Genomic DNA, 26449 nt, shown 5'->3' on the forward strand with positions numbered 1-26449 from the left:
TAAAGCAAAACTATATTAATGGATATTTTTGAAAGAATAAAAAGCCATGAAGGACCTTTAGAAAAGTATGCAGAATATGCAGAAGGAGAATACATGTTTCCCGTTTTAGAAGGAGAAATAGGTTCTAGGATGATATTTAAAGGCAAAGAAATGGTAATATGGAGTATAAATGATTACCTAGGATTAGCCAATCACCCAGAAGTAAGAAAAACAGATGCCGAAGCGGCAAAAAAATATGGAATGGCCTACCCAATGGGAGCAAGAGCCATGTCGGGGCAAACCCCATATCATGCTGAATTAGAAAAACAATTAGCTGAATTTGTTAATAAAGAAGCTGCTTATTTACTAAATTTCGGTTATCAGGGTATGGTTTCTATTATAGATACCATGGTTTCAAAAAATGATGTAATTGTTTATGATGTAGATAGTCATGCTTGTATAGTAGATGGAGTAAGATTACATTTTGGAAAAAGGTTTACCTATCAACATAATGATATAGAAAGTTTAGAAAAAAATCTAAAAAGAGCAGAAAAAAACGCAGCAGAATCTGGTGGGGGAATATTTGTAATTACTGAAGGTGTTTTTGGAATGCGAGGAGAGCAAGGGAAATTAAAAGAAATTATAGAACTTAAAAAGAAATATAATTTCCGATTATTAGTAGATGATGCACACGGTTTTGGTACTTTAGGTAAAAGAGGAGCAGGAACAGGTGAAGAACAAAATTGTCAGGATGGAATAGATTTATATTTTTCAACCTTTGCAAAATCTATGGCAGGCTTTGGGGCTTTTATTGCCGCAGATAAAAAAATTATTAAATTCCTAAAATATAATCTACGTTCTCAAATTTTTGCAAAGTCTTTACCAATGCCTATGGTTTTAGGAGCACTTAAAAGATTAGAATTACTCAGAAGTAGTTCAGAATTAAAAGACAAACTTTGGCATAACGTTATAAAACTTCAAAATGGATTAAAAGAAAGAGGTTTTAATATAGGCAATACCAACACTTGTGTTACTCCTGTTTATTTAGAAGGCTCTCCTGTAGAAGCTTCTTTACTTATTAAAGATATCAGAGAACATTATGGTATTTTTACGAGTGTAGTAGTATATCCTGTAATTCCAAAGGGAATGATTCTTTTAAGATTAATACCTACAGCAGCTCATACAGACAAAGATATAGATGAAACACTACATGCTTTTGAATCCGTAAGAGAAAAACTTATAAATGGAATATATAAAGCAGAAGAAGATAAATTACATTTAGATATTAAATAGTAGATAAAATATAATTAAAAAAACTCCTTTTATATATAAGGAGTTTTTTTATTATAAAAATTAATAAATTAAAATAAATTAATCTTTTCGTCCGGGATATACTTCAAGAGCATTTTTAAGAACAATTAATGCTTGTTTTAAATCTTCTTTATCTAAGACATAAGCAATACGTACTTCATTCTTTCTTGCACCGTTAGTATAAAAACCCGAAGCTGGTGCCATCATTACCGTTTTGCCTTCATATTCATATTCGGATAGCAACCATGCACAGAATTTATCTGCATCATCAATAGGAAGTTTTGCTACAGTATAAAAAGCACCCATTGGAATTGGAGAATATACGCCAGGTATTTTATTTAATCCGTCAATTAAAAAATTGCGTCGTTCTAAATATTTATTATATACTTCTCGCATATAATCTTCTGGAGTATCAATAGAAGCTTCTGCAACAATTTGTCCTAATAAAGGAGGGCTTAAACGAGCCTGGCAAAATTTCATCACATTATTCTTAAGCTCTTTATTTTTAGTGACTAAAGTCCCAATACGTATTCCACATTCACTGTATCGTTTAGATACGGAATCAATGAGTACTACATTTTCCTCAATTCCCTTTAAATGAAAAGCAGATATATAAGGAGTATTGTTGTAACAAAACTCACGGTATACTTCATCTGAAAATAAATATAAATCATATTTTTTCACCAAATCTTTTATTTGATTCATCTCAGATTGGGTATAGAGATAACCTGTAGGATTATTAGGATTACAAATCATAATACCTTTAGTGCGTGGCGTTATAAGATCCTCAAACCTTTCGATAGATGGTAACGCAAAACCCTCTTCAATAGTTGAAACAACAGATTTAATTGTAGCTCCAGCAGCAATTGCAAAAGCTGTATAATTAGCATAAGCAGGCTCAGGTACTATAATTTCATCACCAGGATCTAAACAGCTCATAAATGCAAAATTCACAGCTTCAGAGCCACCAGTAGTTACAATAATATCATTTTCATCAACATCGATATTAAATCTGTGATAATAATCTGCCAATTTAGATTTAAGACTTTTTATACCGTCACTCGGACTATATTCTAATATTTTTCTATCGATAGTATGTAAAGCATTCAGTGCAACCTTTGGTGTCTGTATATCTGGTTGGCCTATATTAAGATGATATACTTTTATGCCTTTAGATTTAGCCTTATCAGCAAGAGGTACTAATTTTCTTATAGGGGATTCAGGCATTAATTGGCCTCTTTGAGAAGTTTTTGGCATTATTATAAATTATAATGTTTTTTTTGACTGTTAAGATTTTACGCACAGCAAAAATAATAAAAATAAATAATCTAATTTTTTTAATTAAGTGATTTTATTTATAGCCTGACATATAAAAGTGCTATCTATATAAATTCTATTTTATTTTTTATTACTATAAATATAATTGTGTGTGTAATTATTGAGATTTTTAATCAATAAGAATATTATAAATATATGTATAATAGGTTATTAAATCGAAAGAAATAATTTTAAATTTCGAAAAAGCAACCATGATATTTAACATAAAAATACTATTATAAGAACCAAATATTCAATAATTTATATGTATAAAAAACATATTTTTTTATTAAAAAATAGTTTATACATTTGAAATAAATCGATTAAAAATAACAAAAAAATGGAAGATAATAATTTGCACTTATCTCTTAAGAGAAAAAATAGATTTGAAAGTACTAAATCTGGTTATGATGTAGTTATAGTCGGAGGTGGAGTTAATGGTCTCGGTACAGCCTGGGATGCTGCTTTACGTGGTTTCAAAGTACTATTAGTTGAAAAGGGAGATATAGGTTCTGGTACCTCCTCTTGGTCTAGTCGTATGATTCATGGAGGGTTAAAATATTTGGAAAAATATGATGTACCTTTAGTACGTGAGTCTTTAAAAGAAAGGGAATGGTTGGTAAAGTCTGCACCACACTTAGTTCGCGAACTCCGTTTTATTATACCTTTTTATAAAAACAATCAAAATTCTGCAATGATTTTACGTTTAGGGATGATTGCTTATGATATTCTTTCATTTGATAAATCATTGAAAAGTTTTGAGTTTTTCTCCCGAAAAAAAATATTAGAAAAAGAACCAGGGTTAAATCCCAAAGACCTTAAAGGGGGATGTGCTTATTCCGATGCGCAAGTTGATTATTCTGAAAGATTATGTTATGAAATAGCTTTAGCAGCTAAAGAAGCAGGAGCAGAGATTTTAACACATGTAAAAGCTATAGATTTAAATGTTTCAAATGGTAAAGTAAATTCAATTAAAATAAAAGATGAATTGAGTGGAGAAGAAGTAGATGTGCCAACTAAAATAGTTATTAATGATGCAGGTCCATGGATAGATGATGTATGGCCTAAAGAACATATTTCTTTACCAAGAATGAATGGAGGAACTAAAGGAACACACTTAGTATTACACTCTTTTCCGGGTGCTCCTAGCGATGCTTTTTATTATGAATCTGATGATGCGCGTCCTATGATGGTCATTCCTTGGAAAGATCGATATTTAATAGGTTCTACAGACATTCCTTTTGTGGGAGATTTAGACACTGCTTCAGCTACACAAGATGAATATGATTATATACTTTATGAAACCAATAAGGTATTACCCGAGGCAAAATTAACTAAAAAAGATGTAATCTATGCTTATACAGGTGTACGTCCATTACCTTATAGTGAAGGCTCTAAAGTTTCTGATATTACGCGAAGACATAAAATTGTAGATCATAAAGATAAATATGATGGCTTATATACTTTAGTTGGAGGGAAGCTAACCACATTTAGACAAGTAGGAGAAGATTTTGGTGATATTTTATCCAAACGTTTAGGTAAGAATGTTAAATGTAAAACCCGAAAAATGAAATTGCCCGGAGGTAATATAACTTCTATGGAAGAACTACGAAATCAGATTAAAAACACTGGTATTAATGAAACTTTAATAAGACGTTTGGCAGATCAATATGGAACTATTGGAGTAAAGTTATCAAAATTCATTATGGAAAAACCAGAGAGACAAGAGGTTATTGATGAAGCTTTTGGTTTGACGGTAGGTGAAGTTGAATGGGCAGTAACATTTGAAGAAGCATATAGACTATCCGATGTAATAGCACGAAGAATTATGACCGGTTTAGAAGATGACTTAGGATTAGGTTCAATAGAGCCAGTTTCAAAAATTTGTGCAAAAATTTTAGATTGGAATGAAGAAAGAAGATTACAAGAAATCGAGCTTTATAAAAACTATATTAAAAGATTAGAAGTAAAATAAAAACAAATTAAAAATATAAATAAACAAAAAATCACAAAAAATTAATTATGAAAACAAAAGTTGTTATTGGTATAGACATAGGTCTAACCGGAATGAAAGCAATTGCTTTTGATTTGAAAGGAAATATTACTGCATCACAATCAGCTACGTCTCCTCATGATATGCCTAAACCACACTGGTCAGAAAGAGAAGGGGAAGATTTTTGGGCTGCCGTGTGTAAAATGTTACGGCACTTAATGGGAAAACTTGAAAATTATGAAATTATAGGAGTAGGATGTAGTGCACATGGAGATGGGATATGGATTTTAGATGAGAATAATAGACCTTTAAGACCGGGAATTTTATCTTTAGATACAAGAGCTTTTGAAACATCTTTGAAATACTCTAAAAAATTAGAAGAATTGCTTTTAACTACTGGTCAGGGAGCTTCTCCATCTTCACCCGCTACATTATTAGCCTGGTTAAAAGAAAATGAGCCTGAAACCTTAGCTAAAGCTAAATCATTTATGTGGGCAAAAGACTTTATTCGATATAGATTGTCTAGAACCGTAGGAACAGATTTAACAGAGGCGAGTACTTCGTTTTTTAACTATAAAAAACAAGAATGGGATCCTAAAGCATTTGAACTATATGATTTGAGTGAATTAGAAAAGATAGCACCTATAGTAAATAATCCCACAGATATAGTTGGATCTATCGGGTATGATACCCATATTCATACAGGACTGCCGGAAGGTATTCCAGTAGTTGCCGGGTTACATGATGTGGACGCAGGAGCTATCGGAGCAGGGGCAACACATCCGGGACAACTAGCGGTTATGGCAGGCACATATAGCATTAATGAAGTTATTTCTGCTCAGCCCAAAGTTTCCAAAGACTGGTTTTGTAGAAGCTTTATAAGAAAAGGTCTATGGATGAATATGGCTATATCTCCCGCTTCTTCTTCAAACTTAGAATGGTTTGTTCAGACTTTATGCCAACAAGAGTTGGACATAGCTAAAAGAGCTGGTATAGATCCTTATGGTTTTGTAGATAAAGAAATTTCTGAGGTAGCTGATGATCCTTCCGATATTGTATTTTTCCCTTTCTTATATGGAAATCCTTTAGATGTAGATGCAGATTCTTGTTTTATGGGAATGAGGGCTTGGCATAATAGAGGGCATTTACTTAAAGCAATCTATGAAGGTATAGCGTTTAACCATAAATATCACATTGATCCTTTGATTGAAAATTTCCAAGTAGATGAAATTCGGGTAGTTGGTGGCGTTACGAGAAGTAGTATTTGGCCTAAAATGTTAGCCAGTGTTTTAGATCGCCAAATATTAATACCGGAAGTTTCCGAAGGAGGAGCATTAGGTACAGCTATGATCGTAGCCGTAGGAATTGGGCAATTCAAAGATCTAGATGAAGCTGCTAAAACCATGGGGTCAAAATCTATAGCTATAGATCCGGATCCGAAAATTAAAGAGATGATTATTCCTGCTTATGAAAAGTATAAGGAATATATGAAACAAATATATCCTTTATGGAAAAACAAATAAACTAAAAAATCACTGCTTAATCTATGACTAAAAAACTCCCGAATTTCGGGAGTTTTTGGTTGTAAACTATAGTTTATTGGCAGATCCGAGAACATTGCTAATTAGATGTTTATACACTTCTTTCATATCATCTCTTGCTATAGCCAGGTAAATCCTGGGGTCATATTCGTAGGGAATTTCAGCAAAAAACTTACGAATTGAAGCTGTCATAGTTAGTCGACTGTCCGAATCAATATTGATTTTGCAGACAGCTTGCTTTGCTGCTTTAGCAAGCTGAGATTCAGGAATTCCTATTGCATCTTTTAATTTTCCACCATATAGATTGATAGTTTTTACTTTATCTTGAGGTACTGTGGAAGAACCATGAAGGACAATAGGGAAATCTGATAATTTTCTTTCGATTTCCTCAAGAACATTAAAGGCTAAAGGGGGGGGGACTAATACTCCTCTTTCATCTTTTTCACATTGTTCCGCAGTAAATTTATAAGACCCATGAGCTGTACCTATGGATATGGCTAATGAATCACAACCTGTATGGGAAACAAAATTTATAACATCTTCAGGTTCTGTATACGTAGATATTTTTGAATATTTATATCCTTCAGCGCCAGCAATTACACCTAACTCACCTTCAACGGTTACATTAAATTTATGTGCATAATCTACTACAGATTTTGTGAGTTTTATATTTTCCTCAAATGGAAGATGAGAACCATCAATCATAACAGAAGAAAAACCATCATCTATACAATTTTTACAAAGTTCCAAAGTATCTCCATGATCCAGATGTAGAGCTATTTGTGGTTTTTCTAACCCTAAATCTTTAGCATATTCTACTAATCCTTTAACTATATTAGGAATTAATTTAGGTCCAATATATTCTCTGTCACTTTTTAATATTTGTAGGATTACCGGAGATTTTGTTTCCACTATAGCCTGTATTATTGCCTGTACTTGTTCCAGATGGCAAAAATTAAACCCAGGAACAGCATATCTTTCTTTAAGAGCTCTAGATAACATTTGTTTAGTGTTAACTACTCCTAATTCGTTATAATTAATCATATTTTATAGGTTTTAATTTGTTTCTTATGTATAAAACATCTCATTTTACAGAGTTTTAAAAAAGTATGAGTGAATGTAGTTTTTCTATTTAATTATTTTTAATAAATAATTTTGTAATGAAATAATGTATATTTCATTTTTAATTTTGAAAGATAAAGTAAATAAGTTTAATTGTAGTAATGAAAAATATCATATAGTATAAATACTAATTTAAAAATAGGGAATTTTTGTTTTTTTAACAATGGTATATAAAAATGAAAACTGATAAATATTCATTTATCAGTTTTTCGTTTTATTCTTTATTTTTAGAATCTATTATAATAGTAACCGGACCATCATTAATAGAATAAATTTTCATATCAGCTCCGAATATCCCGGATTGTATAGGTTTACCTAATGAAAATGTTAATTCTTCTTTAAATTTTTCATATAAAGGAAAAGCGAAATCGGGTTTAGAAGCTTTTATGTAACTAGGTCTATGACCTTTTTTAGTGGAAGCATAAAGAGTAAACTGACTTATTACTAAAATATTTCCGTCAACATCCAGAACGGATTTATTCATTACTTCATTTTCATCATTAAAAATGCGCAGATTTATAATTTTATTGACAAGCCATTGTATGTCTTCATGATTATCTGAGTTTTCAATACCTAAAAATAATAAGAGTCCATTAGAAATTATTCCATTGATTTGTCCATCAATTTTTACAGATGCTTCTATAACTCTTTGTATGACAACTCTCATAAGTATTTTTAAATAAAAGGAAGTTTGGTTATTTTATATTTTAATTTTTTATCTCTGACTTCAATAAAAATATCAGTATTAATTTGCGAATATCCCCTGACTGCTAAATGTTCATTATTGATTCCTGAATATTGTATAGGTATTTCAAAACCCGCAAAGTTTACCATTTTAGATGGTTACTAAATAATGCAATTTTCTTTATGATTTATAATTCATTTAATAGTTTAGTAATTTCATCTAGGTTTGGCGCTATAATTATATCTACTCGTCTGTTCATAGCTTTACCGGTGGCTGTAGAATTATCTGCAATCGGTAAATATTCTCCTCTACCAGAAGCTGTCATCTGAGTGGGAGACACTCCTTCATTTTGTAGTGCTCTGGTTATAGAAGTAGCACGCATTACAGATAAGTCCCAATTATCTTTTATATTCCCATTTCCCAAATACTTATCAGAGTCTGTATGACCTTGTATGATTATGTTAAGATCTTTATCATTTGCTAAAACAGCTGCTAATTCATGTAAAGCATTAAGCCCTTCTGATTCTACACTCCAACTAGCTGAAGGAAACAGCAATTTATTTTCCATAGAAACATACACATTTCCTCCTTTTTCTTCTACTGTTATTCCTTTGCCTTCATAATTTTTTAGAGCGTTTTGTAATTTTTCTTTCAATCCTGATACAGCTTCTTTTTGCTGGCTGATAAGACCTTCTAGCTCGTTAATTCTTTTGATTTTTTCTTTTAGTTGGGTTTGGGTTTGTTCCAGATCTCCTAAAAGTTTTTCTTTATCTTCTAAGTTGGATTTTACTTCATTCGAAATTTCAGCATTTTTTTTCTGTAAATCATCTAGATCTTTCAATTTGGCAGTGTATTCTAATTGTAGATTTTCATATTCTTTATCCAAATCTTCTTTTTTCTTAGTTAATGCTTCCTCTTGTTCTTTAAGTGAGGTATATTGTAATCTTAATATATTTAATTCTGCTTCTTTTTCTTCTATTTCTTTTTTGTTTTTGCTTTCTCCTTGTAAAGCTGCATAATATTTTTGTTCCAGCTCTTTATATTTTGTTTGAGGAACGCAAGAAATAATGGTAATTGATAAGGGAATAGCTATTAGTGTTTTTTTCATGGAATTAAAATATTATAAATATTATTATTTGTTTACATTTTCAGTTCTATTCCTACCGGAGCATGGTCTGAGTGTATTGCTTGAGTAAGAATATATGCTCTTTCTAATTTGTTTTCAAGGTTACGGGTAATTAAATTATAATCAATTCTCCAACCTTTATTATTTTGTCTGGCTGTCTTAACTCTATATGTCCACCACGAATATTGAAAAGGTTCATGATTAAAAACTCTAAAAGTGTCAATTAAATTGCATTGCGTGAAAAAATTGTCTAACCATGCACGTTCTTGAGGCAAAAAACCGGAAACTTTTGCATTTCTTACAGGATCGTTTATATCAATAGCCTGATGACAGATATTTAAATCTCCACTAATTATTAAATTAGAATTTTCTTTTTCTCTATTTTTTATGTAATTCAGAAAATATTCGCAGAAATCTAATTTAAAGCCCAATCTATCCATATTGGTAGCAGAAGGAACATATACACTAATAGCCGAAAAATCTTTAAAATCAGCTTGTATTACTCTACCTTCTTTATCATACGTCTCGTTATCACATCCAAATTTTACAGATATAGGTTTTTCTTTAGATAATATAGCAACCCCACTATAGCCTTTTTTTTCTGCAGGAAACCAATAGGTATAATATCCCAAATCTTCAAATTGGGAAATATTAAATTGGTCTGTATGAGCTTTTATTTCCTGTAAACTTAGTATATCTGGATTTGCGGATTGCAACCATTTTATGAAATCCTTATTTAAAGCAGCACGTATACCATTTACATTATAACTTAATAATTTCATTTAGCAAAAATACTGTTTTTTTATCTTTTTAGTTTATTTTGGAAATTCTTTGTTAAGAAAAAATATATTATAAATTCGAGAATACATTTAATTTTTTTTTCTCATATGTGTATGATCGAGAAATGTGCCGAATTTTAATTTATCTTTCGCAAAAAATAAAAACTCATCAGATATAAATAATTATAGCGTTCTGGTAAATGGTACATCCATTTAAATTTGTACATAACAAAATGTCATTTCCTAAAATAAAAAGTGACCTAATTAGCTTTATATTTAAAAGTGAAATATCAGATTTAAATTTATCTAAAAGTAATTCAAGATATTATGATCTCATTAAAAACTAAATGAAGTTAGAGGTTTAAGAAAGAGGGTTATGTTAAACTTTCTAAAAATTTAATAACAGGAGTAAATGAGATATTTTCAATAGTTTTAAAAAAATCAATATTTTCTTGATGAGGTAAAAAATCTGAAATAATACGAAGGATAAAATCCTGAGGTCTTTTTAAACACATAAAGGTATAATCTTCCATATTTATGAGTGTACCTACTGGAAGATCAGTCGTTGTTACAAATTTATCTGAAGTGAGTGAGTGGAGAGAAGGGAATTTTGTTTTAGAGGTTGTTAACTGCAACTTTCCATTTTCAAAAATTTCTCCTGTATAACCTATAAGGGAAGAAGCAACTACTTCAACTAACTTACCTTTTTTTAATTCTTCAGGCATAGTATTTTCAATCCCTGTAATTGCTGTAAAACCAACTAATATATCTAAATCAGATTCAGGTTTTGCTAAAAGAGCCTTAGCTATTTTTTCACGACCTATACCGGAAATTATAACTTCATAAGAATGTTTCAATGAAGTAAATTCTCTGAAACCATTCATAATTTTTTCTTTTTCTTCTTTCATAGGGGTAAACAAAGTAATTTTCATAATTTATTCCTGATTTAAAAAATTAAAATATTCTCGTAATATAGTTGAATTAGGTTTTCCTTTTGTGTTTATTTCTAATAATTTAGGATTATTGGATAAATTGAAAAAAGAATCTAAATTTTTTAGTAATTCTTCTGTATGGTGAACTTCAATATATTCAAAGTTATATTCTTTAGCAAATGTATGACCAGTCCGATTATGTTGAGTTACAAAAAATTCATTCAGAGATTCCGTAGTATCAGGTCCGGGTATAATCTTAAAAATGTCTCCCCCACCATTATTGATAAGAATAACTCTAAAATTACTTGGAATATATTTATTCCAGAAAGCATTAGAATCATAGAAAAAGCCCATATCTCCAGTTATTAATAGAGTAGGATTTTTATCAGCAACAGCAAAACCAACAGCTGTAGAACTGGACCCGTCAATACCACTTGCTCCACGGTTGCAAAATATTTTATGCTTAGAATTAAAATTAAATAATTGTGTGTATCGGATCATAGAGCTATTAGATATTTGAAGATTATAATGATCAGGAATTTTTTCATTTAAAATTTTTATAACTTTTAAATCACAAAATGGAAGATTTTTAACGAATACTTCATGTTTTTTTTCTTTTTCATTTTTCAATTTTTCCCAAATTAAAGAATAATTAGAATCTTTGTGAGGTTGATTAACAAGTTTTTGGAGAAAATTAACAGGAGAATCTATAATTTTTTCAGTTAAGGAAAAGAATGTATCAGGATGCCAAAATTCGTCTAAATGCCAATGACCTTTTAATTTTGAATTACGTAAAAAAACTTTTATTTTTTTTGAAACCACATTTTGACCGATAGTTAAAAGAAGATCAGGTTTGTATTCTTCCATGGTATCCTTTCCAAAAGGAGATATATAACGGTCAATATTTGAGTATAAGTTAGAAGAATTGATATTTGAAGTTATTTCAGTAAGAATAATCGTATCTTTCCTCTTAGCAATTTTATCAAGTAATATTTTTAATTCAGAATTGGGTTGTTGCATTCCTACCAGAATCATTTTTTTATCATATCGATTCCAAAATGGAAGTAAATAATCATAATTTTCTAAAGAATAGCCTCTTTCAGGTAAAGTAAGTTTCTCTATATTAATTTCTATTTTTTCCGTTTGCTCATATAACGGTTCGGAAAAAGGTATATTAATATGTACCGGTCCAGATTTTAATATACAAGTTTGTAAGGCTTTTTTTATAATTAAAAAATTATCAGCGATAGAATGATCTTCTTCTGATTCTGAAAGTTGGAAGGATCCATATATATGATTTTTATATATTTCTTTTTGACGAATAGTTTGTCCATCGAAAATATCTACATAATTTTCAGGTCTGTCCGCAGTTAGTACTAACATGGGAACATTTTGGTAAAAGGCTTCTATAATTGCCGGATAGTAATTGGCAGAAGCTGTTCCGCTAGTACAGCAAATAGCAACAGGCTTTTGCTTAGATTGTGCCATTCCTAAAGAAAAAAAGGCAGCTGAACGTTCATCTACAATACTATAACATGTATATTTTTTATGATGGGTAAAATGAATGGTTAGGGGAGCATTTCTAGATCCGGGAGAAATTATTATATCGGTAATTCCGTATCTGTAAAGAACTTCTCCTAATAATTGTACGGATAATTTTTTGCTATACATTTTCTTATAATTTAAAAAAAGAAAGAGATTAAAAAATATTTAATCTCTTATAATTTTATTTATTATGTTTTTATTTAATAGGTCAACATTCCACCATTAACATTAAGCACATGTCCGGTTACATAACTTGACAGATCACTAGCAAGATATAAACAAGCATTAGCTATATCTTCAGGAGTACCTCCACGCTTTAATGGAATATTATCTCTCCATTGTTGCACTGTTTTTTGATCTAAAACCTGAGTCATTTCAGTTTCAATAAAACCGGGAGCAACAACATTGCATCTAATGTTTCGAGAACCTAATTCTAAGGCTACAGACTTTGAAAAACCTATAATTCCAGCTTTAGAAGCAGCATAATTAGATTGTCCTGCATTTCCTTTTATACCAACTACAGAACTCATATTTATAATGGAACCGCTTTTTTGTTTCATCATGGGTTTGGTTACAGCTTTGGTAATATTGAATACAGAATTTAAATTTATTTTTAAAATTTCCTCCCAATCTTCTTTATTCATTCTTAAGAGAAGGTTATCTTTAGTAATTCCGGCATTATTAACGACTATATCTATTTGGCCAAATTCTTTTAAGACTTCATCAACTAAAGTTTGAGCATCATCATAATCAGAAGCATCAGATTTATATCCTTTGATTTTTGTTATGGAAAATAATTCTTTAATTAGAGAATCAGCTTTTGCAACAGAAGAAACATAGGTAAAAGCTATGTTAGCTCCATGTTGTGCAAACATTTCTACAATTCCTTTTCCTATACCTCGGGTTGCTCCTGTGATAATCGCTGTTTTTCCTTCAAGCAATTTCATAATACAATGTTATTTAATTTCATGTCAAAGATAATAACTTTTGTCTAAATCTAGATAACTTATAAAGGAATACGTGAATTATTTCATTAGGTTTTAAAACATTTTTTAGAGTTAGGAATAATGAATGTAAGGAATAGATTTATCAAATTAGATTTTATATATTAAATTTCTCTTTTATAAAAGATAGAATGTAATTCGTGGTTTTCTCTAATCCTAAAACAGATGAATTTATACATAAATGGTAAGAGCTAGCTCTCCCCCAACCTCTGTTGCTATAAAAATTATAATATTCTTTTCTTTGTCTATCTGTTTTTTTATTATATTCTAAAGCTTCTGCTTCTGATATGTTTTTTCTTTCTGCGGTTCTTTTTGCTCTGTCCTCAATATCGGCAGTTATAAAAATATTTAAAGTAAGAGGTTGTTCCCTCAAAATATAATCTGCACATCTTCCCACAAAAACTGAAGATTTTAAATTTGCTAAATCCTTAATAATATCACTTTGTATTTTAAAAAGAGTATCATTTCCTAAATAATTTTTTGAAAATTGCAACCCTAAAAAATTTTTAAAGAAATTAAAATTATTTTTTTCATCAGCTTTTTCAAAAAATTCTTTGTTTAAACCACTTTCTTGGGAGGCTAAACTAATCAGTTCTTTATCATAATAAGCAAAATTTAAATCTTTGGCTAATTGTCTACCTATTAATCTTCCACCACTTCCTAATTGTCTTCCGATATTTATAATATATTTATCATTCATAGCTTTTTTTATGTTTTTAAGGGATTATTTATTTTTTATTTTAGCAAATTGAAAATACAGCATAATAGCTGCTACAGTACAGGCAACAAAGTCTGCTATGGGCATACTAGCCCATATTCCTGTAATTCCAAAAAAATGTGGGAGAATAAGTAAACAAGGGATTAAAAAAAGTACTTGTCGGGTAAGGGATAAAAATATTGCTTTGTTTGGCATTCCTATACTTTGAAAAAAAGTAGAAGTAACCATTTGAAATCCTACTATAGGATAAAATATAAATACTATACGTAATCCTGTGGTAGATAAATCAATAAGTTTTTGATCTGAGGTGAAGATAGAAGCTACAGTGTGAGGCGTAAGCTGAACAATAATAAACCCAATAGACATAATTATAGTGGCATAGGTTATAGCTTTTTTTAATACTTTTCTCACTCTGGAATAATGAGCGGCTCCGTAATTGTATCCAGCAATAGGTTGCATTCCTTGATTTAATCCTATAGTAATCATAACAAAAAGAAAAGCAATACGATTTATAATTCCATAAGCACCCACAGCAAGATCTCCTCCATATTTTAACAAACCTTTATTAATTAAAATAACAATAATACATGAGGCGGTATTCATAAGAAAAGGAGACATACCTATAGATAAAGAATCTATAACAATTCGGCGTTTTAATTTGAATGTTCCTTTTTGAAAATGTAAAAAATTATTTTTATTATTAAATAAATATATTTGCCAACTTAGTACGGTGATTTGAGAAATTACTGTTGCAAGAGCACTACCTCTAATTCCCCAATGAAAAACAAATATAAATAAAGGGTTTAGAATTAAATTTATAATTACCGTGAATATAGTAGCAAACATTGCCTTTTCAGGGCTACCGGCAGATCTTAGCAATGCATTTAGTCCTAAATACATATGGGTTACCACATTTCCCAATAATATGATGACCATGAAATCGTGTGCATAGGGTAAAGTAATATTACTTGCGCCAAAAAAATAAAGTATGGGATTTAAAAAGAGTAGCATAACTATACTGTATGCAATTCCCATAATAAGATTCATTGTTACAACATTTCCGAGAATGTTGTTAGCTGTGCTATAGTCTTTTTGTCCTAATTTTACGGAAAGTAGAGTGGAAGCTCCTACACCTACTAAAGAACCAAAGGCAGAAGCTAAGTTCATTAATGGGAAGGTTATTGCTAAGCCAGCTATGGCAAGTGGACCTATCCCATGTCCAATAAAAATACTATCAGTAATATTATAGAGAGAGGAAGCAGTCATTGCTATAATTGCTGGTAATGAATATTGTAAAAGTAATTTTCCAATATCTTTGGTTCCTAACTCTAGAGGGAGTCCCTTATTTTCCATTTTTGAACAGTATATTTTTTAATTTGTAAAATTACTAAAAGATAGATTTTTGAAAACTATATTAAATAAAAGAACAGCTATAATAAGCTGTTCTTTTATTTAAATATGTTATTTACGTCTAAATATCATCTTATTCTTGAAATTCATTTTGAATATTTTCTTTTAAATTTTCCGCTTCATATTTCGTTTTATTAAAAGCTTTGTTAAAATTTTTTTTAGCTTTGTTTGCAATATTATCCATATTATTAGATAATTCGTCTAAAAACCCTTCTTCTTGAAGTTTTCTTACTATATAAACCATACCAGCTCCAATAGCAGCTCCAATTATTAATTTTTTCATATTTGATTGTTATTTAATTAAATATATTTATTTAAAGAATTTTTTAGTGTATAAAGTCCTAATTATATATTTTTTAAAAAACCAATAAATATGCCAAAGAAGGTTAATATATTAATTTTATTTTAATTTGTTATATAATTTTAATAATTACTTGTGTTTACTAATAATATTCAAACTATTGAATTTTTTTTGCTAATTTACCTACAGTCATACCCTGTACAAAAATTGAAAAAACTACAACAAAGTAGGTGGCAGCTATAATTACGTTTTTATAATGACTTTCGGGTACGGATAAAGCAAGAGCTATAGATACACCTCCTCGCAAGCCTCCCCATACCAGAACAGCAATGGTTCCTTTAGAAAATTTTTCTTCAAATGGTATAATTATGGTAGGAATTTTTATAGATAAGTATCTTGCTATAATAACGGTAATGATAGAAATAGCTCCCATAAGCCAATAATCTTGCAAATTTTCGATAAGAAGAAGTTCTAGCCCTATGAATAAAAATAAAATAGCATTCATGATATCATCTATAAGTTCCCAAAAATTGCCTACGTTACTTTTTTTGTTGGAGCTAATTTTTCTTTTAGAATCACCTATAATAAGTCCTGAAGCTACCATAGCTAATGGGGCAGATGTGTGTAAAGAGTGAGCAATAAGGTATCCGCCCATAACTACTGCAAGAGTAATGAGTACTGAGACTTTATAATCATGAGCTGTTTTAATGGCATAAGCAGCAATATAACCAAAAAGTGCTCCTAATATTAAACCACCTACCCCTTCATGTAAAAATAAAGCAAAAATGTGTGAAAAAGATAAGTCCATATGTCCGGTTTGAACAACCTTTTCATCAGCAGCAAGATTTGCTAATATAGCAAATACAACAACGGCCACCCCATCATTAAATAAAGACTCTCCTGCAATTTTGGTTTCTAATGATTTAGAAACATTAGCCTGTTTGAGTATACTAATAACAGCAATAGGATCAGTTGGAGAAATGAGTGCGCCAAAAAGTAAACAATAAATTAATGGCATTTCTATATGTATGTTTATTATGGGAAGCAGGTAATCTAAAATATAATATAGACTAAAACCAACAACAAAAGTCGAAATTAGCACTCCAAGAGTGGAAAAAACTATAATGGGTAATCTTTGTTCTTTTAGATCTGCTAAATTAATATGTATGGCACCTGCAAATAAAAGAAAGTTAAGCATTGCCCCCATCAAAATTTCAGTAAAATCAAGATTTTTTATCAGTTCAGCTAAATCATGAAGAGGTTTAGACGTGAAATTTCCTAATAATACTAATATTATAGATATTATTATAGCGATAACCATAATTCCTATTGTAGAAGGGAATTTTAGAAATCGAACATTGATATATGAAAAAATAGCTGCTAATACAATAAGGATAGAAAAAGAATAGTATAACTCCATATTTTTGTGATATTTTATACAAAAATATTAAATTATCTTTCTTTATTCCAAATTACGGCTTTGATTTTTGGGGGATTTTAATTTTTTACATTTTTTCATTAATTTTTTATAAAAAAATAATATTTAATAAATTTTTATTTTTAATATTTACTTGCTTCTGTAAGTGTTTGTATTGCTTCTTTACTTAATTTTAAATCTACGGCTTTTAAAATATCTAATTGTCCTAACTTTGAAGCACTAGCTATGGGAGCTGTAATAGTAGGTTGTTGTATTAACCAAGCTAGTGCAACTTGGGCAGCAGTGGCTGTGTTTTCAGCAGCAATTTTTTCCAAGGCATGTACAATACGTTTTCCTCTTTCATTCAAATATTGTTTAATTGTTTCCCCTCTCTTGCTTTTATTAAGATCTTCGTTTGATTTGTATTTTCCGGTTAAAAAACCACTTGCTAAGGAATAATATGACATTACCCCTAAGCCATATTTTTTAGCTATAGGTTCATATTCTTTTTCATACTTTTTACGGTCATATAGATTATATTCAGGTTGTAGTACAGTATAAACAGGAAGATGATTGCTTTTACTTGTTTCTAAAGATTTTATTATTCTTTCAGGAGACATATTTGAAGCGCCTATACATCGAATTTTACCTTCTTTTATTAATTGTTGATAGGCTTCTAATACTTCTTCTATGGGTGTTTCCAGGTCATCGAAATGAGTGAAATATAAATCGATATAGTCTGTTTGTAGGCGTTTCAATGATTCTTCGACTTCTGAAAGTATATATGTTTTTTTTAGTCCTTTATGTTTAGCATCAATTTCTCCGCCAACCTTAGTGGAAATAACTAATTTATCTCTATTTTTTTTTTGATGAATCCATTTACCAATGATAGTTTCAGATTCTCCACCTTTATTTCCTGGAACCCAGGCAGAATACACATCAGCAGTATCTATCAAATTAAAACCTAATTCAGTATATTGATCAAGTAATTCAAATGAAGTATTTTCATTAGCTGTCCAGCCAAAAACATTACCTCCAAAAGCAAAAGGATAAACTTCTAAATCCGAATTCCCTAATTTTCTTTTATTAACTTTCATTTTTGTATATTTATGTCTTTATTATAATATTAATTAAAATTATTTCAATATACAAATATAGTATAAATTTACTATATTTATATAAAATTATTTTATTGGTTGTTTTATTTGTTAAGAAATTTTAAAAATATAAATTTCTAATCGATTTATAAGTAATTCGTGCAATTGTTTTTTCATGGGTAAGATTAGGAAATAAATATTTTTGTCATTTTACTATAGGCAGTTATTCTTCCTTTATAATACCGTGAAGAATCTGAAATGGATGTGATTTTTTTAGATATGGATCCGTTGCTTAAGCTTTAGGATGCAGAAATAGTTAAATTATTTTTTATTAAAAAATTACCAATAATTTTTTCTAGTATAGTAATTTTAGAAATTATAAGATTTTTCCCAAAAAGACTATTTAATTTATTTTTATGCTATTTTGTAAATAAATTAATTTTTTACTATAGCTGTTAACCTAAGTTTAATTTTGGAGCCTTATGGGGAAAATAAGCTAATGAAATAAATTCAGGTAAGTTATTTTCCCAATTTTCCAGTTTTATGGCGAGTTCACTTTCAATGATATCAATAAAAATAACTGATTCTCTAGTAATAAAATCTAACTGAAATAGCTTTTGTAAGGGGTTTTTACTGCTTCTTTACTTAATTTTAAATCTACCGTTTTTAAAAAATCTAATGGTCCTATTTTTGAAGTTCCCGAAATGAATACTAATACTTATCTAACATCTATATTTATAGATTTTTTTTGGGATATTGATTTTTAATAAATAATATCGGAAGTGTAACTGAAGTCGATCGGCCGATTGATTCCGGGAAATATGTTGTAACCTCCGTAACCAGTTTTTATATGTTTTTCATTTGTGTACGACCAAGGTTGCCCCTTTTCGTTATATGTTATTTTACCCATAGCATATGTGCCTGAATTTGTAATAAAAAACAAGCGAAACGATACAAGCGGTTTTTTCTTGTCTTTACCTTTTATCTGTTTGTATATTTTTTTACACATTGATGTAAATTCCTTTCTTTGCGAGTAAGTATTGTTCTCAACGCTTTCTTCCATATAGTAAAAGCCTATTTGTAACTCCTCGTTTCCTTTTGTGTTGTTTTTAAACCCAAACAGGTATTTTCCGTTATCACTACAATAAAGTCTTTTTTCCATATCTGTTTCTTTAATTGCATTGTAAGCTTGTTGAGCTAATTTGCTTTTTAAAACGCCATCAATTAAAGCGCAATTTGTTTTCTGGGCATGTAAAGAATGAGCTTCAGCAAATACAAGTAAAAGTGTTGATATGATAAATAATTTTTTCATTTTTATTATAATATTAATTAAAATTTTTCTAATATTAAAACATGTATAAATTTCAAATATAATGTCATAAAATTATTTTATTAGCTATTTTCTTCGTCAATAAATTTAAAATATAAACTTTCAAGCGATTTATAAGTAATTCTTGCAATCATTTCTTCACGGGTAAGATTAGGAAATAAATATTTTTTTATTACAATATCTCCTTTATAATAAATACCTACAAAAGCTAACCCAACAGGGTTATTAAATTCATCAGAGTTAGGACCAGCAACCCCTGTAGTAGATATTGAAATATCAGAGTTAAAAAGTGAAGAGCAATGGATAGCCATCTCTTTTGCTATAGTTTCACTTACTATATTGTTTTCTTTTAGTATTTCTTCTTTAATCATTAGTACATTTTTTTTTGCCTCTTTACTATAGGCTGTTACCCCTCCTTTATAATACCGTGAAGAACCTGATATGGATGTGATTTTTTTAGAGATGGATCCGCCGGTTAGGCTTTCCGCTACAGAAATAGTTAAATTATTTTTTATCAGAAAATTACCAATAATTTCTTCTATTCTAGTAGTTTGAGAAATTATAAGATTTTTCCCCAAAAGACTATTTAATTTATTTATTTCATTTTGTATACTATTTTGTAAATAAATTTTATTTTTTCCTATAGCTGTTAACCGAAGTTCAATTTTCGAGCCAGATGGGAGATAAGCTAATGAAATAAATTCAGGTAAATTATTTTCCCAATTTTCTAGTTTTATGGCGAGTTCACTTTCAGGAATATCAATAACAATAGCTGATTCTCTGATAATATAATCTAATTGGAAATCATTTTTTATTTTAGGAATAATAACCTCTTTAAGCATTCCGCAGGTTTCATAAGGAACACCAGGTAAATTGATTAATAACTTAGAATCTTTTAAAGTCCAAAGAATTGGAGCAGTACCATATTTGTTAATAATTACTTCGGATTTAGAAGGAACCATAGCCTGATTATAAGTTAAAGGATTCATTACCCTGTTATTTTTATAATATATTTGCTTAATGTAATCCAAACTGGGCCGATGTAAAACTAAAGTGTCATTTAAAAAATCAGTAATTACTTGTTTTGTTTTGTCATCTTTAGTGGGACCTAGTCCTCCAGTAGTAAAAATAAAATTAGCTTCAGATGCAAAAGCATCTTTAATTTGATTTTTAATTTGGAAAACTTGATCAGGAATAGTCACAATTTTAAATGTAGATATTCCTATTTTGTCTAATTCTGAAGCAATAAAATTTGAATTTGTATCTAAAGTTCTACCTGAAAGAATCTCATCTCCAATGATTATAATGTAAGCTTTCATATATAAATCTATATTTATAGTCTAAATATAAGAGAAAATCATGTTTACAAAAAATAATTTGTAATAAAAATTGGGTAGAAGGTACAAAGAGGATTTTCTTAAAAGTATGTAAAAATGCGTTAATATGCAACAAACGAATAGAGATTTAAAATAACATACTATATTCTAAAATTATATTTTGTCCGTTTTTTAACTGATAAATTAAATTGTATAAGATTTGTGAAAAATTAATATTTTTGAACAGATTTTGATATGGAAATATAAATATATTTTAAAATTAATATGTTTAATAAAATCTAAAGTTTCTATATATTGTTAAAATATAGGTTAGATTAATAAAAATAATAAATAAAAAAACAATTAATGATAAATACGGTTATTTTTGATATGGATGGTGTTATTGTTGATACTGAACCTGTACATAAATATGCTTTTTTTAAACATTTTAAACAGATAGGATTAGAAATTTCAAATAAAGAATATGATACCTTTCGTGGGTTATCAACTAAAAATTTATATCAGAAAATAAAAGATAAGTATAATCTTAAACAAGGAGTAGAAGAGCTGGTTCAACAAAAAAGAAATATTTTTAATCAGGCATTTGAAGAAAAAAAAGATTTAGATTTACTTCCTGGAATGAGAAATCTTATAGAAAATCTATATAAAGAAAAATTTCAATTAATATTAGCAACCTCTTCAGCAAGAGTTACTTTAACTAAAGTATTTAACAGATTTAAATTGTTTCCATATTTTAGCCATATAGTTAGTGGAGAAGATTTCCCAAAATCTAAGCCAGATCCTGCAATTTTTCTAAAAGCAGTAGAGCTTTCAAAAAAAACTAAACAAAATTGTATTATTATAGAAGATTCTACAAACGGTGTTTTAGCAGCTAATGCAGCAGGTGTGTTTTGTATAGGATACTCAAATGAAAGATCAGGAGACCAAGATTTAAAAAATGCTAATATGATAATTCACCACTTTAATGAACTTACACCTCAAATTATAAAAGACTTACAAGGAATAAATTAATCTTTTTTGTAAGTTTGTATAAACCATTTTCAATGTCCTTATGAAAAAGCAATTCGAAATATTGAAAGCGTGTAGGGAAGCAATTATTGAAACAATAGATGATTTAAGTTTGGATCAATTGCAGGTAGTCCCAAAAGGCTTTAAATGTAATATATTTTGGCATATGGCTCATTGTTTAATAGGACAACAAATATTACATTATAAATTTTCAAATTTAGATTTATTAATTACAAATGATTGGGTAGAGAATTATAAGAAAGGAACCCAAACCAGATTTCTTATAAATGAAGATGAAGTGGAATTTGTAAAACAAAAATTAATAATACTTGTAGACCAATTGGAGCAAGACTATGAAGATAAGAAATTTGAAACATATAATGAATTTACTACAAGTATGGGGATCATTTTAAATAATATTGAAGATGCCATAAATTTTAATAATCTTCATGAAGGTATACATTGTGGAATTATTAAAGCAATGAAAAACCTTATTGTTAATTTTTAGATATTTATCTATTATTAAAATTTTAACCATAATAAAAAATTAGGGTTAAAGATTACTTTCTATTTATATTTAATTAATGTAATCATACATTTTTTTTTATTTTATTAATTTCTATATTTAAATATGTAATTATCTATTTTATATAGAAATTATTCTTAAATATTATTATTTTATTAGGATTATATTCCTTTATCATTTATGGGTGTAATAATTTGATTTTTAATTAATTACTCATTAAATTTAAATATCTTACATATATAAATAGTTATTTTTTTATAATAGTTTGTGTTTTATTTATAATTAATTATTTTAAAAAAAACAAAAAATATAAGTATTTTTTGTTTTTTTAAAATAATATGTATATTAGCGCGAAAATTATTAGAAATTATAATTTTTGATAATAAGTTTAAAAATGGATTATAAATGGATTATAAGAGCAGATCTTTAAGATTTTTTTCTAAATTAGATATTAGAGTACTTTTAGTATTCATTATTATAATTATTTTTGGGATATTTATTTTTATTTATCAATTCAATAGGCATGTAGACTGCAGTAAAGTGAGTTTTATAATAGAAGCTCAAAAAAAGCAGGTTGGTGAAGTAATAGAATTCTATGATAAAACGCCAAATGCTAAAAGTTGGAAGTGGGATTTTGGTGATAACAGCCCTAAAGAATTTGAAAAAAGTGTATTACATAAATATACGAAAGCAGGAATATATACGATATCATTACAGGTAAATGGAAGTTGTACCTATGAAAAAATTATTGAAATTCGTGATTTAGGAAAAATAATTGATACACTTAAAATTCCTAAAATTATAACCCCCACAGTTGTGGTAGTAGGTCAGCCCGTAGAATTTTACTATAGTTATAGGAGTGAAGCATTTGCTTGGGAGTGGAGTTTTGGAGAAACAGGACAAATGGATAATACTTCAGAATTTCCGGTATACAGTTATAGTACTCCAGGAGTAAAAACAATTACATTAGTAATAAATGGGGATATGCCTCATATTGCAAGTAAAAATATTTATGTAAAACCTAGACAACTTATAAAAACAAAGAAAGATACTATAAAATCTTATGTATATGAGAAAGCTCCTAAATTGTTTGAGTTGCCACCTGGTAATCCACAAAAAGATCCGTTAGAAGATTTATTAAGAAATATTCATGGTGTTCCGGTCTTAAATCCTTTAGAGAAAAAAATAAAACAGGCAGAAGAAAGTAAGGCTCCCGATATTTCAGAAAATCAATTTCAAATATTGTTATTAGAGGTAGCAAAACAAAGTAAAACCAAAGAAGATTTTATTCAATATACTTGTGGTAGCTACGATTTTCCGGTAATTAAAAACAATAATAAAATAATGACATTCGCAGAGTTTTGTAATCAATTACAAAATAAAAAAATAAAAATAGAAGCTCTAAGATTGACTAAAGATAATAAAAATTGTATTGCAGGCCTTACAATAACATATAAAGTTAAAAAAGCTTTTATATGGACTTATGATTAGATAAAATCAATTATCATTATGCAAAAAGATATAGTTTTTCATGAAGAATTATATATGGCGTTAGAAATTGCAAAAAAATATGCTATTGAAAGCCATAACATAGAATATGGAGCACCACATCTGCTTAAAGCTATTCTTCATAGGGATTTATCTCTATTAAAAGAATTAGAGGCTATGAAAAAAGATGTATTTTTTATTGAAGAATGGGCTGAAGTGAGAATAGATGATATTCCAAAAGCAAATAAAGTGTTTCAATCAAATCCCGACAGAACTATTGATAATATTATACAAGAAGCAGATGAAGTAAGAGATATTCTTGGTAGAGAAGAGGTAGATTTATATTGTATCATGGTGGCATTGTCTACACCAGGTGTAGGTTTCAATTTTGATCAAATGAAAAGTTTCCCTATAACTCGTACTGAATTACTAATTGAAGAAGGTGAAATAAAACCCAATCAAGTTCAAGAAATGGATGATGGAAATACTAATTTTTCTAGAAAATATTTATATAAATATTGTAAGGATAAGTTAGTACAAGCTAAAAAGAATCCTAAAAATATTGTTGCACGAGAAAAAGAAATTCAGGAAATAGTAGAAGTGATATGTAGGTTTTCCAAACCTAATGTTTTATTACAAGGTTATCCTGGAGTAGGAAAATCTGAAATAATAGAAGGATTTATTAATTTAATAGTAAAGAAACAAGTTCCGGATAAATTAGTTAAAACTAAAGTTTTTGAATTGGATTTAGGAACATTAATTGCCGGAGCTTCATACAAAGGAGAGATAGAAGATAGATTAAAAAAAATATTACAAGAACTAAAAACATATCCTCAAGTAATCCTATTGATAGATGGTATTCATGTTCTTTTAGATAAAAATAGTGACAATGCAGGATTATCAAGTATACTTAAAAGTGAACTTTCCGGTAATACAGGACTAACATTAATAGTTACTACTACAGTAGACGAATATACAAAAAAGATAGAGAAAGATGAAAGTCTTTCAGGAATGTTTGAAGTCATTAAAGTCGAAGAACCTAATGAGGAACAGGCATTTAGAATAATAAAGTCTGCATTGTTTTCATACTTAAAACATCATGAAATTAAAGTGACAGATGATTCTATAACTGAATCAATAAGACTTTCTAAAAGATATCTTAAAGAAAAATGTTTGCCAGAATCTGCTTTAAATCTATTAGATAGGACGATGTCAGTAATAAAAACTGCAGGTATTTCATTTTTAAAAGAAAAAGAATCTCTTAAAAAAAAGTTAGAAGAAATCAAAGAAAGTCCAGGGAATAAAAAATTAGAATTAAAATGGTTTTTAGAAGATTTAAAGAAAAAAGCCCAATATTTAATTGTACAAGAAAATAATTTAGAAGAAGAAAATTTAGAAAATAACACAGAAGAAGAAATATTTGAATATTTAGGCAATCTATTGGAAAGGCTTTCGAAAATTGCAAATTCTAAAAAAGAACACATAGAACCGATTGACCTAACGGCAGTTGTTGCTCAAAAAACGGGAATTCCTGTAGGCAAATTACATTCAGAAGAAAAAGATAGACTGCAGAATATGGAAGATATTTTAAAAGAAAGAGTCGTAGGGCAAGATTATGCAATACAAGTGATTACAGAGGCCGTGTTAGAATCTCGATCAGGATTGAGTAAAGCAGGACAGCCTATAGGGTCTTTCTTTTTTTTAGGACCTACCGGAACAGGGAAAACAGAATTAGCAAAAGCTCTAGCAGATTTTTTATTTCAAGATGAGCAAGCAATCATACGGTTTGATATGTCTGAGTTTAAAGAAGAACATTCAGCAGCCTTACTATATGGAGCTCCCCCGGGATATGTAGGATACGAAGAAGGTGGGTTATTAGTTAATAAAATAAGACAAAAACCATATTCAATAGTATTATTTGATGAAATAGAAAAAGCACATTCCTCTGTATTTGATGTATTCCTTCAAATTATGGATGAAGGAAAATTACATGACAGACTTGGAAAAGAAGGAGATTTTTCTAATGCATTAATTTTATTTACATCTAATATAGGATCTCAGTTTATTGTAGATTCTGTTAATAATGAAAACAAACTGCCATCCTCTAACCAGTTAATGGAAATTATGGCTCGTAACTTTAGACCAGAGTTCTTAGGCCGACTTACAGAGATAGTTCCATTTAGTCCTATAAGTAAAAGCAACGCTATGGGCATATTTGAAATACATCTGAAAAAAGAATTATTAGACTTAGTAAAAAGTCTTAATATTTCATTAAAAATATCTGAAGATGCAAAGTCATTTTTAGTAGATAATGGATTTAATGCTACTTATGGAGCAAGACCATTAAAAGGAATAATACGCTCAGAATTGAGACGCCCTATGGCTAAAAAAATAATATCAGGAGAGATAAAAGAAGGGGATATCATAAAAGTAGATTTAGAATCAAATAGTTTAAAATGGAAGATAAATTAACAATCATAATA

General features: G+C 28.9%; 23 protein-coding genes. 7 read left to right on the plus strand and 16 right to left on the minus strand.

The features are described 5' to 3' along the window. Positions 1–18 precede the first annotated feature (18 nt). A complete protein-coding gene (locus C4S77_RS12260) occupies positions 19–1272 on the plus strand; it encodes an aminotransferase class I/II-fold pyridoxal phosphate-dependent enzyme (RefSeq protein WP_105247782.1) in 1254 nt (417 codons plus the stop codon). Positions 1273–1350: 78 nt separating this feature from the next. Here the strand turns inward: C4S77_RS12260 and C4S77_RS12265 are convergent, their stop codons facing one another. Next, entirely contained in the window at positions 1351–2547 is a 1197-nt protein-coding gene (locus tag C4S77_RS12265; RefSeq protein ID WP_105247783.1) for a pyridoxal phosphate-dependent aminotransferase, read from the minus strand. 400 nt (positions 2548–2947) lie between these two features. Here C4S77_RS12265 and C4S77_RS12270 point away from each other — a divergent pair, with 400 nt between their 5' ends. Continuing rightward, the gene (locus C4S77_RS12270; protein WP_105247784.1) at positions 2948–4582 is read left to right on the plus strand and encodes a glycerol-3-phosphate dehydrogenase/oxidase; all 1635 of its coding nucleotides are present in this window, start codon (positions 2948–2950) and stop codon (positions 4580–4582) included. 47 nt (positions 4583–4629) lie between these two features. After that, the gene (locus tag C4S77_RS12275) at positions 4630–6123 is read left to right on the plus strand and encodes an FGGY-family carbohydrate kinase (protein WP_105247785.1); all 1494 of its coding nucleotides are present in this window, start codon (positions 4630–4632) and stop codon (positions 6121–6123) included. 66 nt (positions 6124–6189) lie between these two features. Here C4S77_RS12275 and C4S77_RS12280 read toward each other — a convergent pair whose 3' ends face one another. From C4S77_RS12280 to C4S77_RS12345, 15 genes are all read right to left on the minus strand, one after another. Further along, a complete protein-coding gene (locus tag C4S77_RS12280) occupies positions 6190–7185 on the minus strand; it encodes a ketose-bisphosphate aldolase (protein ID WP_105247786.1) in 996 nt (331 codons plus the stop codon). Positions 7186–7477: 292 nt separating this feature from the next. Further along, entirely contained in the window at positions 7478–7930 is a 453-nt protein-coding gene (dtd, locus tag C4S77_RS12285; RefSeq protein ID WP_105247787.1) for a D-aminoacyl-tRNA deacylase, read from the minus strand. A gap of 8 nt (positions 7931–7938) precedes the next feature. Then, positions 7939–8097, minus strand: a complete 159-nt coding sequence (locus C4S77_RS12835) for a hypothetical protein (RefSeq protein ID WP_146106118.1) — start codon at positions 8095–8097, stop codon at positions 7939–7941. Between the two features lie 38 nt (positions 8098–8135). After that, on the minus strand, positions 8136–9056 hold the full coding sequence (locus tag C4S77_RS12290) for an OmpA/MotB family protein (RefSeq protein ID WP_105247788.1): 921 nt from the start codon (positions 9054–9056) through the stop codon (positions 8136–8138). Positions 9057–9088: 32 nt separating this feature from the next. Beyond that, complete coding sequence (locus C4S77_RS12295; RefSeq protein WP_105247789.1) at positions 9089–9856, minus strand: exodeoxyribonuclease III; 768 nt, start codon at positions 9854–9856, stop codon at positions 9089–9091. Between the two features lie 371 nt (positions 9857–10227). Beyond that, positions 10228–10785 (minus strand): hypothetical protein, encoded by a 558-nt coding sequence (locus C4S77_RS12300; RefSeq protein ID WP_260210044.1) that lies wholly within the window; start codon positions 10783–10785, stop codon positions 10228–10230. 3 nt (positions 10786–10788) lie between these two features. Next, entirely contained in the window at positions 10789–12456 is a 1668-nt protein-coding gene (gene menD / locus C4S77_RS12305) for a 2-succinyl-5-enolpyruvyl-6-hydroxy-3-cyclohexene-1-carboxylic-acid synthase (protein WP_105247790.1), read from the minus strand. A 74-nt stretch (positions 12457–12530) separates the two neighbouring features. Then, a complete protein-coding gene (gene fabG / locus C4S77_RS12310; RefSeq protein WP_105194201.1) occupies positions 12531–13277 on the minus strand; it encodes a 3-oxoacyl-[acyl-carrier-protein] reductase in 747 nt (248 codons plus the stop codon). Positions 13278–13431: 154 nt separating this feature from the next. After that, positions 13432–14034 carry a cytidylate kinase-like family protein gene (locus tag C4S77_RS12315; RefSeq protein WP_105247791.1) on the minus strand — a complete coding sequence of 201 codons (603 nt, stop codon included), beginning with the start codon at positions 14032–14034 and terminating at the stop codon, positions 13432–13434. A 24-nt stretch (positions 14035–14058) separates the two neighbouring features. After that, positions 14059–15405, minus strand: coding sequence for an MATE family efflux transporter (locus C4S77_RS12320; RefSeq protein ID WP_105247792.1), 1347 nt, complete (start codon positions 15403–15405; stop codon positions 14059–14061). Between the two features lie 130 nt (positions 15406–15535). Then, complete coding sequence (locus tag C4S77_RS12325; protein ID WP_105247793.1) at positions 15536–15745, minus strand: hypothetical protein; 210 nt, start codon at positions 15743–15745, stop codon at positions 15536–15538. 175 nt (positions 15746–15920) lie between these two features. Further along, complete coding sequence (locus C4S77_RS12330; RefSeq protein WP_105194197.1) at positions 15921–17183, minus strand: cation:proton antiporter; 1263 nt, start codon at positions 17181–17183, stop codon at positions 15921–15923. 140 nt (positions 17184–17323) lie between these two features. Next, positions 17324–18277 carry an aldo/keto reductase gene (locus C4S77_RS12335; RefSeq protein WP_105247794.1) on the minus strand — a complete coding sequence of 318 codons (954 nt, stop codon included), beginning with the start codon at positions 18275–18277 and terminating at the stop codon, positions 17324–17326. Between the two features lie 763 nt (positions 18278–19040). Further along, positions 19041–19589, minus strand: coding sequence for a hypothetical protein (locus tag C4S77_RS12340; protein ID WP_105247795.1), 549 nt, complete (start codon positions 19587–19589; stop codon positions 19041–19043). An 80-nt stretch (positions 19590–19669) separates the two neighbouring features. Continuing rightward, entirely contained in the window at positions 19670–20926 is a 1257-nt protein-coding gene (locus C4S77_RS12345; protein WP_105247796.1) for a nicotinamide-nucleotide amidohydrolase family protein, read from the minus strand. Between the two features lie 363 nt (positions 20927–21289). Here C4S77_RS12345 and C4S77_RS12350 point away from each other — a divergent pair, with 363 nt between their 5' ends. From C4S77_RS12350 to C4S77_RS12365, 4 genes are all read left to right on the plus strand, one after another. Then, positions 21290–21955, plus strand: a complete 666-nt coding sequence (locus tag C4S77_RS12350; protein WP_105247797.1) for an HAD family hydrolase — start codon at positions 21290–21292, stop codon at positions 21953–21955. Between the two features lie 40 nt (positions 21956–21995). Continuing rightward, positions 21996–22460: a DinB family protein gene (locus C4S77_RS12355; protein ID WP_105247798.1), complete on the plus strand. Its 465-nt coding sequence runs from the start codon at positions 21996–21998 to the stop codon at positions 22458–22460. A 558-nt stretch (positions 22461–23018) separates the two neighbouring features. Then, the gene (locus tag C4S77_RS12360; protein WP_245915805.1) at positions 23019–23969 is read left to right on the plus strand and encodes a PKD domain-containing protein; all 951 of its coding nucleotides are present in this window, start codon (positions 23019–23021) and stop codon (positions 23967–23969) included. A gap of 18 nt (positions 23970–23987) precedes the next feature. Further along, positions 23988–26438: an AAA family ATPase gene (locus C4S77_RS12365; protein ID WP_260210054.1), complete on the plus strand. Its 2451-nt coding sequence runs from the start codon at positions 23988–23990 to the stop codon at positions 26436–26438. The last annotated feature ends 11 nt before the right edge of the window (positions 26439–26449 follow it).

The sequence above is a fragment of the Apibacter adventoris genome (assembly GCF_002964975.1).
Taxonomy (GTDB): domain Bacteria; phylum Bacteroidota; class Bacteroidia; order Flavobacteriales; family Weeksellaceae; genus Apibacter; species Apibacter adventoris.